Here is a 14,519-nt window from a genome sequence, read left to right on the forward strand (position 1 = left end):
GCATAAACTCAAATTTGAAATAGCCCGACTGAGCATCGAAATAGCTTATGAATAAGCCAATCCCGTCCCTACCGCCCCTCGAATGGGTACGCGCTTTCGAAGCGGCCGCGCGCCTCGGCAGCTTTACCGCCGCCGCAGAAGAGACAGGCCTCACGCAACCGGCAATCAGCCAGCGTATTTCCCAGCTCGAAAAACTCCTCGGCACGCAACTCTTCTTGCGTCAAAGCCGCACAATCACGCTGACCGTGGAAGGCGAAACCTGGCTGCCCCATGTGCAATCCGCCTTTCGCACGCTCAGCGACAGTTCTGAGATGTTGTTTTCCAGAGGCCGCTCCCGCCTGACAATTCTGGCAAGCCAATCTGTGATTTCCATGTGGCTTGCGCCACGACTGGCCCAGATGACCCGGGCAACAGGCGCGCAGGTTTCACTCCAGTCCTTCGTTTTAACAGGGCAAACCTCAACGCCCGACAGCTCCCTTCATATCCGGTATGGTGCAGGGGATTGGCCTCATCACTACAAGCTTCCGCTGTTCAGAGAGGCGCTCGCTCCGGTCTGCGCACCAAGCCTTGCCTCGACGGACTGGCACCACCTGCCCCGCATCGCCTGCACTGGGCCACGGCCGGACTGGGACGTTTTTGCCGCGCGGTTTGGCATTCCCTCAACGCCCATACCGCAGATCCGGATCGACACACTGCATGGCGCCATCGCCGCTGCCAAAGCGGGCCATGGCATTGCACTTGGCTCCCTCCCGCTGTGCGAAGAAGACTTGCGCTCAGGCGCGCTTCATCAACTGGGCAATGATGTCATGGAGCACCGTGAGACCTACTGGCTTTTGGCATCACGCGAAGCGATTGGGCGCAAACAATGGAAAGCGCTGTCAGAAGCCATCGTGTCGGCAGTTTAGCCAGCTCCCAATCATCGTTTCAGCAACAGCACAAACGCGATCCCGCCAATCAACCCCGTCACGATCCCAACCGGAATATCTTCAGGCGCCATCACAGTACGGGCGACAATGTCGGCCCAGAGCAGGAAAATCCCGCCAAAGATCGCCGACAGCGGCACCAACCGGATGTAATTGCCGCCAACAATCAGCCGCACGATGTGGGGCACCATCAGACCCACAAATCCGATCATACCGGAAAAGGCGACCATCACGCCGGTGATCAGCGCCCCCACCACAAAGACCGTCAGCCGAAATCGGGCCACCGGAATGCCAAGTGAGCTTGCGGTCTCATCACCAATGGTCATCGCATTAAGCTGCGGTGCCTGCAGCCAGAGCCACAGGCTACAGGGCACCAAAATGGCCAGCGGATAGATCAGATGCGACCACTGCGCCAGCCCCAAACCTCCAAGCATCCAGAAGACAACCGTATGGGTCGCCTTGGGATCACCTAGAAAAATCAATATGTTGGCGCAGGCCATCACAACAAAGGAAATGGCGACACCGGTCAAAACCAGCCGGTCTGCACTCATCGCACCTGCCCATTTTGACACCACCAAAACGCAGAGCGTCGCGACCACAGCCCCCAGGAAGGCCATAAGCGGCACGGTCAGAAGGCCAAGGAACAGGCCTGTGTGCAGCAAAGCCAAAATGGCCCCAAACGCCCCGCCGGACGAAATGCCCAGCAGATGCGGATCGGCCAGCGGATTGCGGGTCACCGCCTGCAACGTGGCCCCCACCACAGCCAACCCGGCCCCAACCATGACCGCCAAAAGCGCGCGCGGAAAACGGATTTCCCAAACGATGGCGGCGCGCCCCTTTGACCAGGTCGGATCGCCGGACCAGACACCCAGCTTATCCAGGAACACACCCCAAACCGTGTCGATGGGCACCGCAATAGCGCCCATCGAAATTGCAAAAGACAAGGACACTCCCAACGCGGCAAAGCTGCCAAAAAGAGCCATCCAGAAAGAGACGTTTTGTCGGAAGTGCTCCTTGTTCATTTAGTGGCTTGCCACGCCTTCAGAGCCCCAGAAGCCTTCGGCCAGCTTCTTCACGGCTTTGATGTTGCGCGGACCAGGGGTCGCCTCGACATATTCCAGTACAACAAAACGGTCGTTCTTCACCGCGTCCAGTTCGGCAAAGGCCGGGTTGTTCATCATGAACGCGCGCTTTTCTTCTGCGGTGACCTTACCGTAGTTCACAATCACAACCACTTCAGGGTTGCGCTCGACAACTGCTTCCCAGGTGACCGTGCCCCAGCTTTTCTCAAAATCATCCATGATGTTGGTGCCGCCGGCGGCCTCAATCATCGCGGTTGGCATGGCGTAAAGCCCTGCGGTGAACGGTGTGTCTTCGCCGCTGTCATACACAAAGACGCGCAGCGGCTCGTCTGCGGTTTCCAGGCCGTCGGTAAACGCCGCCAGCTCCGCCTTATAACCATCCACAAGCGCTTCGGCCTTCGCTTCAACGTCAAAGATTTTGCCGAGGTTGAGCAGGTCGTTATACATGTCGTCCATGCTGACCTTGGCTTTCTCGCCGATATGGATGCAGCTCTCGGTCAGCTCGTAGACGTCAATGCCAAACGGCGCGAGGGTTTCGGGGGTCACATCGCCGCCGACCTTCATGCCATAGTTCCAACCCGCAAAGAAGAAATCAGCATCCGCGCCAACCAGCACTTCTTTTGACGGATATTTTGCGGAAAGCTCTGGAAGCTCCTCCACGCCCGCGCGCATCTCTTCATCCAGCGTCTTCCAGCCGGAAATACCGGTGTAGCCGACCATGCGATCTGCAAGGCCAAGCACCAGCATCATTTCGGTCAGGTTCACATCGTTGGAGATCGCAGCCTTTGGCGGCGCGTCAAAAGTGACGGTGCGGTTACAGCTTTGCACGGTGGTTTCCGCCGCAGCGGTTTGGGCTGCAAGGATCAGCCCGAGGGTGAGAGTGCTCTTTTTCATAATGGGTCCTTTGTTGAGCTCTATTTTTATTGAAGTCGGAAAGTGAGGTGGGGCTTCAGACTCAAGCTGAGCTGTTCGCGTTGCGCCTGAACCTGAAACGTGTCGGAGACAAGCGCGTCGTTCAGCACATCCACCGGAGCGCCAAACCCCTGCGGGCGACCGTCTTTCAAGACAAGAATGCGGTCACAAACATCCGCCGCCAGATTGAGATCATGCAGCGAGGTGACGATGGTCAGATCCAGATCCCGGATCAGCTGCAGCACCTCAAGCTGATGGCGGATGTCCAAGTGATTGGTCGGTTCATCCAGCACGAGCAACTGCGGCTCTTGCGCAAGCGCGCGCGCAACCATCACCCGCTGGCGTTCGCCCCCCGAAAGCGTGGAAAGGCTCCGGTCGGTCAGATGCTGCAGCTGAAGACGCGCCAGCGCCCCGTCAATCACATCCGCATCGCGCTTGCCCGGCGTGGACAGGCCAAGTCGATGCGGCACACGCCCAAGCGCCACCACTTCCCGGACCGTCAGCGCAAAATCTGACGGTTGTTCCTGCAGAACAGCTGCTACTTTGCGAGCCACGGCACGCGGTGCCATTTGGCGCAGTGAGTCACCACCAAGCAGGATGTCGCCAGACAAGGGGCGATTGTAGCCATAAATCATGCGCAACAGCGTCGTTTTGCCAGCACCGTTTGGGCCAACAAGCCCCATCACCTCGCCCTCCTTGAGGGTGAAGCTTGTGTCTTCCAGCAGCAATGGGTCGCGCTTGCGCGGTGCCCAGCTCACATTGCGCACTTCCAGCGCCGCCGCGGTCATGACACACGCTCCATGCAATCCTCGATCGCCATAATGGTCGCCGGAACACGCGAGAGATTGGACGCGCACAGCATATCCGGCACCTCCACCGGGCCGCCCCAACCGTCATCCAACGCATCATGTTGCCGGGCAAAATCCATCAGCGCGTCAATGTCCTCATCAGGTGTGATATCGCCAAACAGATAGGACGCACTGCGCGTTGCGTGATAGGCCACCGTGCAGGGGCGGTCACAAGCGGCCACACGGGCCGTGCCTGTGATTTCAAAGTCCTCGGCGATACTGTCCCCGGCTGCGGCAATGGCCGTCCGGAGCTTCGCAATCAGCTCATAGCCCGGCTTGCAGGTTTCGCCCTTGTGGCGACAGGACGTACAGACTGTGATGCGATGAGTGGGTGTTCGGTTCATTTCGCCCTCCGCGAAAGCGCGGGGCGAACAGGGAACCAGTCATGTCTGCGGCATAAGCCAAAAGAGCCATCTTGGCCTCCTTCCGGGTCACCCCGCCCGGGTTGAGTTACGTTTGATGATGGCAGGTCTCCTGACTCGCGGTGCTTGGCTTCCCCACCTTCCCGGGCTCTGGCCCAGTGGCATTTGGGGTTGCTCACCGCCTACAGTTGCGGGGGCAGTCACGGACTTGGCGCATATATCGCCGCACCGTATTCCCTTTTATCCGGCGCTGCTGCACCAGATACCATCTCGTGCAGCAATCCACGATGCGCGTCTTCGAGTCAACTCCATCTGGCACAGTGAGGCGTGGTCCGAAGCGACTTGGTGACGTGACGTTCGCACCACGAGACAACGGCTCACCGCCGTAAATCTGGACGGAATGCCCTTGTCCCTTTCACACAACCTTCGGTTTTATCGTTATTTTGCTGCACTTTAGTCTCCACCTCCCAACTACAAATTCAATTTGCAGCCCCGGCAGCCAGTTTAACGCTTTCTTCTCCAGATGACGTTAGGACACCAAACGCGCGACACTGACCGATGGAGCCTCAAAATGAGCATCACCAAGATCACTCTCTCATTCAGCATAGCATTTTCCGGCTTGATTGCCCTTGCACAGCCATCAACAGCGTCGGGGGTCAAACCTGATCATGTCTACCAAGTGACCGAAGCACTGGTACAAGAACTTCAGGTCCTGAATCAGGAAAACTTCACCAAGAGCGCGACCGCGGCGACACCAGATGATGACGCGATGCCAAGACACGTGCTGTTTTTGGCGCGCGACCAGTGGCGCAAAGTTCAGCTGCTCCGCTTTATGAATGGGCTAGAAACCCACGGTCTCAATCAGGTCAAAGTCCACAAAGTGACTCCGGCAGAGGTCAAAGAGTTCGTCGACCAGCTGCTGATTGAGGCACAGGATCTCCGCCCGACTTACGGACTTGAGGAGAGCACCATCTCCGTCGATCTCCAAAGCGGCAAGAAACCCAAAGATGTCTACGGCAGCCTGCTCAGAGTGTCTGGTGAGCTCAAAGCGCTTGGCGTGCCCGCCACTGTGCCAAACGACGTTTTTCGCGTGGCCGTGAGCATCCGCCAGTCCCTGAGCGCCGTTCTGGCAAAACAAGGGCTCTCCATCAACGAATCCGATCTCGCAGCCGAATCCGGACGCACCCCATCAGAAGCCTACCATGCGGGTTTGTCACTTCTTCAAGATCTGCAGTCTCTCTCCGAAAACGATCCGGCGTTTGCCGTACCCGGCAAAATCACCGTGCCTGCAGCCAAATCCGGTCCGATCTCGCCCGATGATGTGATTGTGGTGCTTTCGCGCGCCTATGCAGACACCATGGCGCTGATGAATGCTACAAACGCAGCCCCGCATGTGGTCTTCGCCCCCTACGAAGGCGGCAAAACCCCGTCTGATGTCTACCGCGAAATCAAACATGCACAGCTGATCTTGGCCGCGCTCACCAAGCCATCCATCTAAGCGTTCCGAGGAGACCAGAAATATGAAAATTTCGAATGTAACCTCCGGAAAACGCCCCTTCACCGGAAAGTTCCAGATGCGGCTGGCCACTCGGATTTTGGCATGGGTCATCGGGCCGATGATCCTCTTGTCCGCCATTGTGGTGATTTCAATCTGGAACGCCCATGTGCAATCCTCAGGCCTCCTGTCACAAAAATCCCTCATCGTAGACAGCAATCGCTTGCTCACACAGAACAGCAACAACGTCACCAACGCTCTGCTGAACATCAACCGCGCCATGGTTCAGATGGAAAACACCCGCCGCGCCAACCTGGCGGCTGATCGCTTTGCCCCTGAAGACGAGGCCGCAAAACGCGCGGATTTGCAAAAATCCATTCGCGCCTATCTGAAAGGCATCATCGGGTTTGCCTCCGCCATCGAACGCACGGGTTTGCCAACCGATCAGTTGGAAAAGCACATCCTCTATCTGACCAGAGCCGCAGGGCAAATTGATCGTCTCGCATCGCTCTATACAGTTTCAAACAGCCGCACCCTCCGACTGGCCAGCGCCGGAGATTTTCAGGCCGCCCGCAATAACTTTCGGTTCGAGGAGCTTCTGAAAACCAAAGCACTGCGCCGCAGCCTCGATGAGGCCAGTATCCAGTTCTCAGCCCTGTCTGATCGTTTGATGCTGGTGCAATCCGAAGTGACCGAGGCGCAAATCGCAGCGGCCAAAGTGGATCAAAAGCAGCGGGAAACCCTGTCCTACATCGCTCTGGCCATAACCGCCTTTGTCGCCGCCACAGCCGCCCTCGTATCGGTTCATTTCGGCATCATTCGCCCCATTCGCGCCGTCCCTGCACGCATTGAGCAGGCCGGACAGCAAGAGAGCGCCGAACAGAGCGCGGATACAGCCACCCGCAACGATGAAATTGGCGACATTCTGAATGCGGTTTCCGCCTTTGGCAAACGCATTGAGCAGCAGCAGCAACTTCAACAAGAAGAGGCAGAGCAGCGCTTTGCCGAACAAAAGTCGGCAGTGGATGCCATCGGGTCCGGACTGTCCCAACTGTCACAAGGCGACCTCTCTGCGCGCATCGCGCACGAGCTTCCCGAAGGCTATCAGCAGCTTAGGCATGACTTTAACAACGCCATAGAGCGGCTTTCAGAAACCGTGCGTCAAGTTGTCGACTCCACGATTTCCATTTCCAACGGCGCGTCTGAAATCAATCAGGCCTCCACAGGTCTCGCCCATCGAACCGAAAGCCAGGCTGTGACCTTGGAAGAAACCGCCGCCGCACTCGCCACGATGACAGAAACCGTCCGCACAACCGCCGACAATGCCCGCAGCGTGGAAGAAAACACACTCGGCGCGCAACAACAGGCTGAAGAAAGCAGCAAAGTGGTCCATGATGCCGTTGAGGCCATGACCAACCTGCAGCACACCTCCGATGAGATCTCTCAAATCATCGGTGTGATTGACGACATTGCGTTCCAGACCAACCTCTTGGCTCTGAACGCGGGCGTAGAAGCAGCCCGTGCCGGTGAGGCTGGCAGAGGCTTTGCGGTTGTGGCATCCGAAGTGCGTGCCTTGGCGCTCAAATCTGCCAACGCCGCTTTGCAGATCAATGCCCGCATCAAAGACAGCGCGCATCAGATCGAAAATGGCGTCGACCTTGTCAGCCAGGCAGGCGAAGCAATTAACGGCATCTCGACCCGCATCAACGAAATCACGCAACTGATTTCAGGCATCGCAGAAGGCGCGTCAGAGCAATCTGTCGGCCTTGATGAAATCAACGTCGGCATGTCCCAGCTGGACAACATGACCCAAAAGAACGCCGCCATGGTCGAGGAGGCTACCGCCGCCATTCAAATGGTCGCCTCAGATGTGAGCAACTTGGAACAATTGGTGCGCTTCTTCCAAACTGACGCACTCTCAAACGCTTCAGAACAGTCTGTGGCAAACGCAGCCTAAGGCACACCTGCGCAAATTCATCGGGCGGCCCCTCCCGAAGGGGCCACCTACCTTGCAGTCGCCTGAATGCGACTTATGCAAAGCGGCGATCCCCCGCTTAAACTTGGTGTCAAAGACATCGAGACGGTGAGGTGCAAGAACCTCTCCCGCTGTCAATTCAATTGAAAAACCAAACTCTTAGCCCCATCGTTTGTTTGATGCGGGGCGTGCTGGTGCAGTCACCGCGAAAATCGCGCCAGGTCAAAAAAGCTCCTTGCACAATGTTATAGTATAACGTTACATATTCGCGATCTGGAGAGTCAGCAAATTCGGAGCGCATACAGACCCCCTAAATGCCTGCGCTGGCGCCGGTATGTCCAAACCGCCTCGCCTCAGGTGCCTTCCTGAAATTGCCCTCCCCCTTTTGACCGACCAACCGTCACCACCCGCCAGCTCTGGCACCAACACAGATGAGGTCCCTTCATGCGCGACACACGCCTTCCCGTCACCGTCCTCTCCGGATTTCTGGGCGCCGGCAAGACAACCCTGCTCAACCGCGTTCTGAACAATCGCGAGGGGCGTCGCGTGGCTGTCATCGTCAATGACATGTCCGAAGTGAACATCGACGCCGATCTCGTGCGCGCGGACACCGAACTCAGCCGCACCGAGGAAACGCTGGTTGAAATGTCCAACGGCTGCATTTGCTGTACCCTGCGTGATGATCTGCTTGACGAGGTGCGCCGCCTCGCCTCCGAAGGCCGCTTTGACTATCTGCTGATCGAATCCACCGGCATTGCCGAACCGCTCCCGGTCGCCGCAACCTTTGATTTCCGCGATGAATACGGCGAAAGCCTGTCTGATGTTGCCCGGCTGGACACGATGGTCACCGTTGTGGACGCGGTCAACCTGCTTAAAGACTTCTCCAGCCACGACTTTCTGCGCGATCGCGGCGAGGTCATGGGCGAGGAAGATGAACGTACATTGGTGCACCTGCTGACCGATCAGATGGAATTTGCTGATGTGGTGATCCTGAACAAGGTGGCTGATGCGACGCCTGAACAGGTCGATGCCGCCCGCAAAATCATCCGTAGCCTCAATGCGGATGCCGAAATCATTGAGACCAACCACTCCGACGTGGCCGCAGAGAAAATTCTCGATACCGGTCTGTTTGATTTTGACAAAGCACATGAACACCCCATGTGGGCCAAAGAGCTTTACGGCTTTGCCGATCACGTGCCCGAAACCGAAGAATACGGCGTCACAAGCTATGTTTATCGCGCCCGCCAGCCTTTCATTCCAGAGAAAATTCTCGCGGTCCTGAATGGCGAAATGCCGGGTGTGATCCGCGCCAAAGGCCACTTCTGGATTGCCACCCGCCCGGAATGGGTTGCGGAATTCTCGCTGGCTGGCGCACTGTCCAGCGTAAAACCCATGGGCACCTGGTGGGCCACCGTGCCCAAAGAGCGCTGGCCCGAACATGCCTCCGCACAAGCGTATTTAAAACAGCATTGGGTGGAGCCATGGGGTGATCGCCGTCAAGAGCTGGTGTTCATCGGCGCAAACATCGACTGGCCCGCGCTTAAGGCCAAGCTGGATGGCTGCTTGCTGCCCGTGATCGCGGCAGCGGGGCCAGAGGCGCTCCCACTGGACATGCCGGATCCTTTCCCCGGCTGGCGCCGCGTCGAGGACGTGGCATGAATGTCTCACGCGAGGTGGTGAAAGACGCCGCAATTGGTGTTGGCTTGGCCCCAAATCTGGCGACCCTTTCTGCCATTCATCATCCCGGCTGCGCCGCCGTGCTCTGGCGGCGGCAAATGGCGCCGGAGCTGACAACATGGATGCAATCACTTCCCTCTGATCACCTGCCAAAAACGCGGGTGGTCCTGCGGCCGGACCGCGTGAAAGACACGTTGTTGCAGGTCTGTGCCCTCTCAGGAACGCCCGACTGCCCGGAACGCGCGCTTCTGATCGACGACGCTTCAGAAATGGCGATGGCCTTTGCCAATATCCTGAACGCCCCGTATCTGCGGCTACGCTTTGACATCATCACCACCAACGCTTGCCGTCGCTTCCACATAGATGCGGTGACGGCCCGCCTCGTCTGCACCTACCGCGGCACTGGAACGCAATATGGGATCTCTCCCAACGGCGAAGAGCCAAACCGGGTCTTCACAGTTCCCACCGGCGCGCCCATCGTCCTGCGCGGCACGCTCTGGCCGGAAACCCCACAATCCGGTTTGCTCCACCGTTCGCCTCCCATCGAAGGCACCGGAGAAACACGCTCTGTGTTGGTGCTGGACCCGGTCTTTGATCTGGAAAAGGAAATTTGATCGCGCTTGCCTCTAAGAAGGCTTTGATCACGTCGCAACCTGAGAGATATTAGACGACAAGGGGTCCAAAGGCCTCTCATCACATGCAACCTCAAGGACTGAGGCGATACCGTCTTGAGACATCTTCCTTCGCGTCGCGCCTACACTGCGCTTCGACACAATGTTCTGATCACGGCACTCTGCGGCCTGCTCTGCGGGCTCAGCCCGCAAGCCAAGGCGCATCCGCATGTCTTTGTCGACGGCGGTGTGGATTTCGTGTTTGACGCGGAAAACCGCCTGACCGCGCTCAACGTCACATGGCTCTACGACGCCTTTGAGACGCTCTACATTCTGTCCTCCTACGGCATGTCTCTCAACGCCGAAGGCTCTTTGGATGAAGCGGACCGGCAGGAGCTCATCCGCATCAGAAGCAATTGGCCACTGGATTTCAACGGCTCCGCCCATTTGTCAGTGCATGGCGAGCGTGTTTCGCTCGATTGGCCCAAAGATCTCGATGCGCAGCTGATTGACGGGCGCTTGCAGCTCACCTTCACACGCGATCTCAAAACGGCGCTCCCGCTGGGCGCGTCCCCAGCAGAGGTCGCCTTTTATGAGTCCACCTATTTCTTTGCATTCTCCATCACCGACACGCCCGAACTCTTGGGCCCCGCAGAAGGGTGCCGCGCAGAGGTGATCCCCTTCAACCCAGCGCTCAAGAACAACAGCCTGCAAGCCTCATTGGCGCTGCTCAGCCGGGAAGAGACCCCGAGCATCCCCAATGTAGGCAAGGAATTTGCCGATAGGATCATCCTCATATGCGCTTGATACTGTCTTTCTGTGTGATCGCAGCTCTGGCGCTGGCGGTTTTCTGGATGGTGGATTTCTCCTCGGTCACCGCTTGGGCGGTTGAGGCGCAGCGTGGGTTTCAAAACCAGATGGCCGGAACAGTCCGCGCTTTGAAAATGGGCGAGCCGGGCGCTTACTTTGCGCTTCTCAGCGCGACCGCCGCCTACGGCTTTGTGCATGCGCTGGGGCCGGGGCATGGCAAATATCTCGTTGGCGGTGTGGGGCTCGGTACAGAAGTCTCCGCCACGCGCCTGCTGTCACTCGCCGTGACCTCAAGCCTCGCACAGGCGCTTTGGGCGATCATCTTGGTCTATGGCGGCTTCTCCATTGTGCAGGCCAGCGCGCAACAGATGACAGGGTGGACCGAGGACATTCTGGCCCCGGCCAGCTATCTCGCCATTTCCTGTGTGGGGCTCGCGATCATCTGGCGGGGTGCGCGCGCCCTTCCCAAAAGCACGGCCAAGCACAGCCACCACCATGATCATTCTCATGACCACGCCCATGATGACTGCGGCTGCGGTCACGCGCATGGGCCGACGGCTGAGGAAGCCGCCCGACTTACATCTTTCAGAGATGCCATCGCGCTGATCCTCAGCATTGCCATCCGGCCCTGCACCGGCGCCGTTTTCCTGCTGGTCATCGCATGGCAAATGGACATCAAAACCGCCGGTGCCTTGGCCGTTGTGGTTATGGGGTTGGGCACTGCCGCCCTGACAAGCCTCGTGGCGGTCTCAAGCACTGCCGCCCGGCGCTTGGCTGTGATGTCATCGGGCTCCCTGCACGGCGTGGCCACCATGCTGCCTGCGCTGCAGATGTTGACAGGCCTGATGATCCTGATCTTCAGCCTCGGCCTTCTCGGCTTCACATTCTAAAAACCCCTACGCCCCACAAAGGCCCAGATGCGCATTTTTTGGCCGAAACCCGCCCATCCTGCGCATCATTTTTTCAGAAAATCCCACGGCTCTTTCGAAAATTTACCCCTGATCGGACCAATGTCTGTTTTGCAACCGGAAAGGTCGCAAAAATTTTAGAGGCAATCCGACTTCAAAATATCTTGCGGGCGTGAGGTGCTGTTGCCGGGTTGTCCGGCAATGGAGAATTGGGAAGCCGGTGAAATACCGGCACTGCCCCCGCAACGGTAACGAAGGTGAGGTTAGGCAAACGACCACTGGGAGGAGGATCCCGGGAAGGTGCCAAAACCAGGTGAAAGCCGCTTCGAAGTCCGGAAACCAGCCTTGCAAACGTCAAACCGCGGGTGGCGGTGGAGGCTTCTGTCAGGGCGCGATCCTCATCCCGCCTGCGCAAGCCTCTGTGCCATCTGCCCCAAGCAAGGCCGCGGGGTGCGGCAGGAGAGCCAGATTTGAATAACATTCACACCCTATTGGCGCGTCGAAACCCGGGCCATGCTCTAGAACAAGCCTTCTATACAGATCCCGAGATCTTTCAGACCGACCTTGATGCCATCCACTATCGCGAGTGGCTGTTTGCCATTCCGTCTTGCGAATTGGAGAAAGCAGGCAGCTACGTCACCTACAATGTTGGCGCTTACCGCGTCATCATTGTGCGCGGTGCCGACAATCAGATCCGCGCCTTTCACAACACCTGCCGCCATCGCGGCTCGGTGATCTGCAAAGCCGCCAAGGGCCATGCGCCCAAGCTGGTCTGCCCCTACCACCAGTGGACCTATGAGCTGGACGGCTCACTCCTCTGGGCGCGCGACATGGGGCCGGATTTCGACCCGAAGCAACACGGCCTGAAAACCGTGCATTGTCAGGAGCTCGCCGGTCTCGTCTACATTTGTCTGGCAGACGAAGCCCCTGATTTCGCACCATTCGCAGAGACCGTGCGCCCCTATCTGGAGGCCCATGATCTGGGCAATGCCAAAGTTGCATTCGAAAGCTCTATTGTCGAAAACGGCAACTGGAAGCTGGTCTGGGAAAACAACCGTGAATGTTACCACTGCGGCGGCAACCACCCGGCCCTGTGCCGCACCTACCCCGATGACCCCAGCGTGACCGGCATTGGTGAGGGCGGCGAAACACCGGATCACCTGCAGGCGCATTTTGACCGCTGCGAAGCCGCAGGCCTACCTTCCAACTTCCACCTCAGCGAAGAGGGCCAATACCGCGTGGCGCGCATGCCGCTCAAGGAAGGCGCGGAAAGCTACACGATGGATGGCAAAACCGCCGTACGTCCGTGGCTGGGTCGCGTGCCATTCGCTGATGCTGGTGCATTGCTTCAGTTCCACTATCCGACAACCTGGAACCACTTCCTCGCGGACCATTCCATCGTCTTCCGCGTCACCCCGATCAGTCCGACCGAGACCGAAGTCACCACCAAATGGCTGGTACACAAAGACGCCGTGGAAGGCCGGGATTATGATCTCAAGCGCCTGACCGAAGTCTGGATGGCCACCAACGATGAGGACCGCCGCGTGGTCGAGGACAACCAGCAAGGCATCAACAGCCCCGCCTATGTGCCCGGCCCCTATTCCCCGACACAGGAATCCGGCGTGCTGCAGTTTGTTGAATGGTATTGCGCCAAACTGGCCAGCCATATGACCCCGAACACCCTTGCCGCGGAGTGATGTGATGAAAGATCTTCAGACCACCGCAACCGTTTGGCAGGACAATGAGATGCTGGAATGCGTCTCCATCGTGCCGGAAATGCCAAACACGGCGAGCTTCACCTTCCGCGCCCCATCCGGCGCCCTCTTTGCCTATGATCCGGGGCAGTTCCTAACCTTGGAAATCCCCGCACCGGGTCAGCCGGGAGGCGTGGTGCACCGCACCTACACGATCTCCTCCTCGCCCTCACGCCCGCGCTCGATCACCATCACCGCAAAAGCGCAGCCTGACAGCATCGGCACCCGCTGGATGCTCGACAATCTGCGCCCCGGCATGCGCCTGAGAGCCCTGGGGCCAGCAGGCCTCTTCACCAACGCGGGCAGCACGGCGAAAAAATTCCTCTTCATCTCGGCAGGTTCCGGCGTCACCCCCATGATGTCGATGACCACCTGCATGTGGGACGAAGGTCAGGAACTGGACGCCGTCTTCATCAACTGCGCCAAGCGCCCCTCGGAAATCATCTTCCGCCAGCGCCTCGAACAGATGGCCAGCCGCACCCCCGGACTGGATCTCAAATTTGTGGTCGAAGAGCCCGATCTCTACCGCCCATGGACGGGCTATCAGGGGCAGTTCAACCAGCTGATGCTGGGCCTGATGGCGCCGGATTATCTTGACCGCGAGGTCTACTGCTGCGGGCCGGAGCCCTTCATGACCGCGGTGCGCGAAGCGCTGGCCGGTCTGGGCTTTGACATGGACAACTACCATCAGGAGAGCTTCGGTGCGCCGGTGGAAACCGAAGCCGAACAGCCCGCGCTGGATGATGTGGTGCCTGATGAGGACAGCAAGGCGGAAATCCACTTCGCCACCTCGGACGTCACCGCGAAAGTCGCCGAAACCGAAACCGTGCTCGCCGCCGCGCGCTCGGTTGGGCTCAACATCCCCTCAGGCTGTACCTTCGGCGTCTGCGGCACCTGCAAGGTCAAAAAGACCGAAGGCGAGGTGCATATGGTCCACAACGGCGGCATTTCCGACGACGACATCGAAGCCGGTTACATCCTCGCCTGCTGCTCCAACCCAATTGGCAAAGTGGCAGTAGAGGTCTGAGCCCCCCGCTCTCGGGCTCAAAGAAAGGCCCGGCAGACATGCCGGGCTTTTTTTTGTGTGGAAGGCGAAGGGAGACCTGTGCAAATTTGTAGTTTGCATCCCGATAAGATTTTGGACTCCCAGCTGAACGCTATT

Annotated in this window: 13 protein-coding genes and 2 riboswitches; of the genes, 9 read left to right on the top strand and 4 right to left on the bottom strand. The window is 58.4% G+C overall.

Translation table 11 applies throughout. The annotated features are described in order from the left end of the window. Window positions 1-47 precede the first annotated feature (47 nt). Window positions 48-905, top strand: a complete 858-nt coding sequence (locus tag J7399_RS17750) for a LysR family transcriptional regulator (protein WP_209088265.1) — start codon at window positions 48-50, stop codon at window positions 903-905. 11 nt (window positions 906-916) lie between these two features. Here J7399_RS17750 and J7399_RS17755 read toward each other — a convergent pair whose 3' ends face one another. Genes J7399_RS17755 through J7399_RS17770 form a run of 4 tightly spaced genes read right to left on the bottom strand, consistent with a single transcriptional unit; the run spans window position 917 to window position 4,109 of the window. Continuing rightward, window positions 917-1,906 carry an iron ABC transporter permease gene (locus J7399_RS17755; RefSeq protein WP_247742963.1) on the bottom strand — a complete coding sequence of 330 codons (990 nt, stop codon included), beginning with the start codon at window positions 1,904-1,906 and terminating at the stop codon, window positions 917-919. Between the two features lie 39 nt (window positions 1,907-1,945). Continuing rightward, window positions 1,946-2,899 (bottom strand): ABC transporter substrate-binding protein, encoded by a 954-nt coding sequence (locus tag J7399_RS17760; protein ID WP_209088271.1) that lies wholly within the window; start codon window positions 2,897-2,899, stop codon window positions 1,946-1,948. A 26-nt stretch (window positions 2,900-2,925) separates the two neighbouring features. Beyond that, window positions 2,926-3,705: an ABC transporter ATP-binding protein gene (locus J7399_RS17765; protein WP_209088274.1), complete on the bottom strand. Its 780-nt coding sequence runs from the start codon at window positions 3,703-3,705 to the stop codon at window positions 2,926-2,928. Further along, window positions 3,702-4,109: a DUF1636 domain-containing protein gene (locus tag J7399_RS17770; protein WP_209088277.1), complete on the bottom strand. Its 408-nt coding sequence runs from the start codon at window positions 4,107-4,109 to the stop codon at window positions 3,702-3,704. The genes J7399_RS17765 and J7399_RS17770 overlap by 4 nt, the downstream gene beginning before the upstream one ends. A gap of 102 nt (window positions 4,110-4,211) precedes the next feature. Then, window positions 4,212-4,412, bottom strand: a riboswitch (cobalamin riboswitch). Between the two features lie 286 nt (window positions 4,413-4,698). Here J7399_RS17770 and J7399_RS17775 point away from each other — a divergent pair. From J7399_RS17775 to J7399_RS17810, 8 genes are all read left to right on the top strand, one after another. Next, window positions 4,699-5,625 carry a hypothetical protein gene (locus tag J7399_RS17775; RefSeq protein WP_209088281.1) on the top strand — a complete coding sequence of 309 codons (927 nt, stop codon included), beginning with the start codon at window positions 4,699-4,701 and terminating at the stop codon, window positions 5,623-5,625. 22 nt (window positions 5,626-5,647) lie between these two features. Then, complete coding sequence (locus J7399_RS17780) at window positions 5,648-7,579, top strand: methyl-accepting chemotaxis protein (RefSeq protein WP_209088284.1); 1,932 nt, start codon at window positions 5,648-5,650, stop codon at window positions 7,577-7,579. 462 nt (window positions 7,580-8,041) lie between these two features. Then, window positions 8,042-9,256, top strand: coding sequence for a GTP-binding protein (locus J7399_RS17785; RefSeq protein WP_209088287.1), 1,215 nt, complete (start codon window positions 8,042-8,044; stop codon window positions 9,254-9,256). Further along, window positions 9,253-9,888: a DUF1826 domain-containing protein gene (locus J7399_RS17790; protein WP_209088291.1), complete on the top strand. Its 636-nt coding sequence runs from the start codon at window positions 9,253-9,255 to the stop codon at window positions 9,886-9,888. Before J7399_RS17785 ends, J7399_RS17790 begins: the two co-directional genes overlap by 4 nt. A gap of 114 nt (window positions 9,889-10,002) precedes the next feature. Beyond that, window positions 10,003-10,692, top strand: coding sequence for a DUF1007 family protein (locus J7399_RS17795; RefSeq protein WP_209088296.1), 690 nt, complete (start codon window positions 10,003-10,005; stop codon window positions 10,690-10,692). Beyond that, window positions 10,683-11,585: a hypothetical protein gene (locus tag J7399_RS17800; protein ID WP_209088299.1), complete on the top strand. Its 903-nt coding sequence runs from the start codon at window positions 10,683-10,685 to the stop codon at window positions 11,583-11,585. Before J7399_RS17795 ends, J7399_RS17800 begins: the two co-directional genes overlap by 10 nt. Window positions 11,586-11,761: 176 nt before the next feature. Further along, window positions 11,762-11,966: riboswitch (cobalamin riboswitch) on the top strand. A 107-nt stretch (window positions 11,967-12,073) separates the two neighbouring features. After that, on the top strand, window positions 12,074-13,300 hold the full coding sequence (locus tag J7399_RS17805; protein ID WP_209088302.1) for an aromatic ring-hydroxylating dioxygenase subunit alpha: 1,227 nt from the start codon (window positions 12,074-12,076) through the stop codon (window positions 13,298-13,300). 4 nt (window positions 13,301-13,304) lie between these two features. After that, entirely contained in the window at window positions 13,305-14,384 is a 1,080-nt protein-coding gene (locus J7399_RS17810) for a hybrid-cluster NAD(P)-dependent oxidoreductase (protein ID WP_209088305.1), read from the top strand. The last annotated feature ends 135 nt before the right edge of the window (window positions 14,385-14,519 follow it).

The organism is Shimia sp. R9_1 (assembly GCF_017743775.1).
Classification (GTDB): domain Bacteria; phylum Pseudomonadota; class Alphaproteobacteria; order Rhodobacterales; family Rhodobacteraceae; genus Shimia.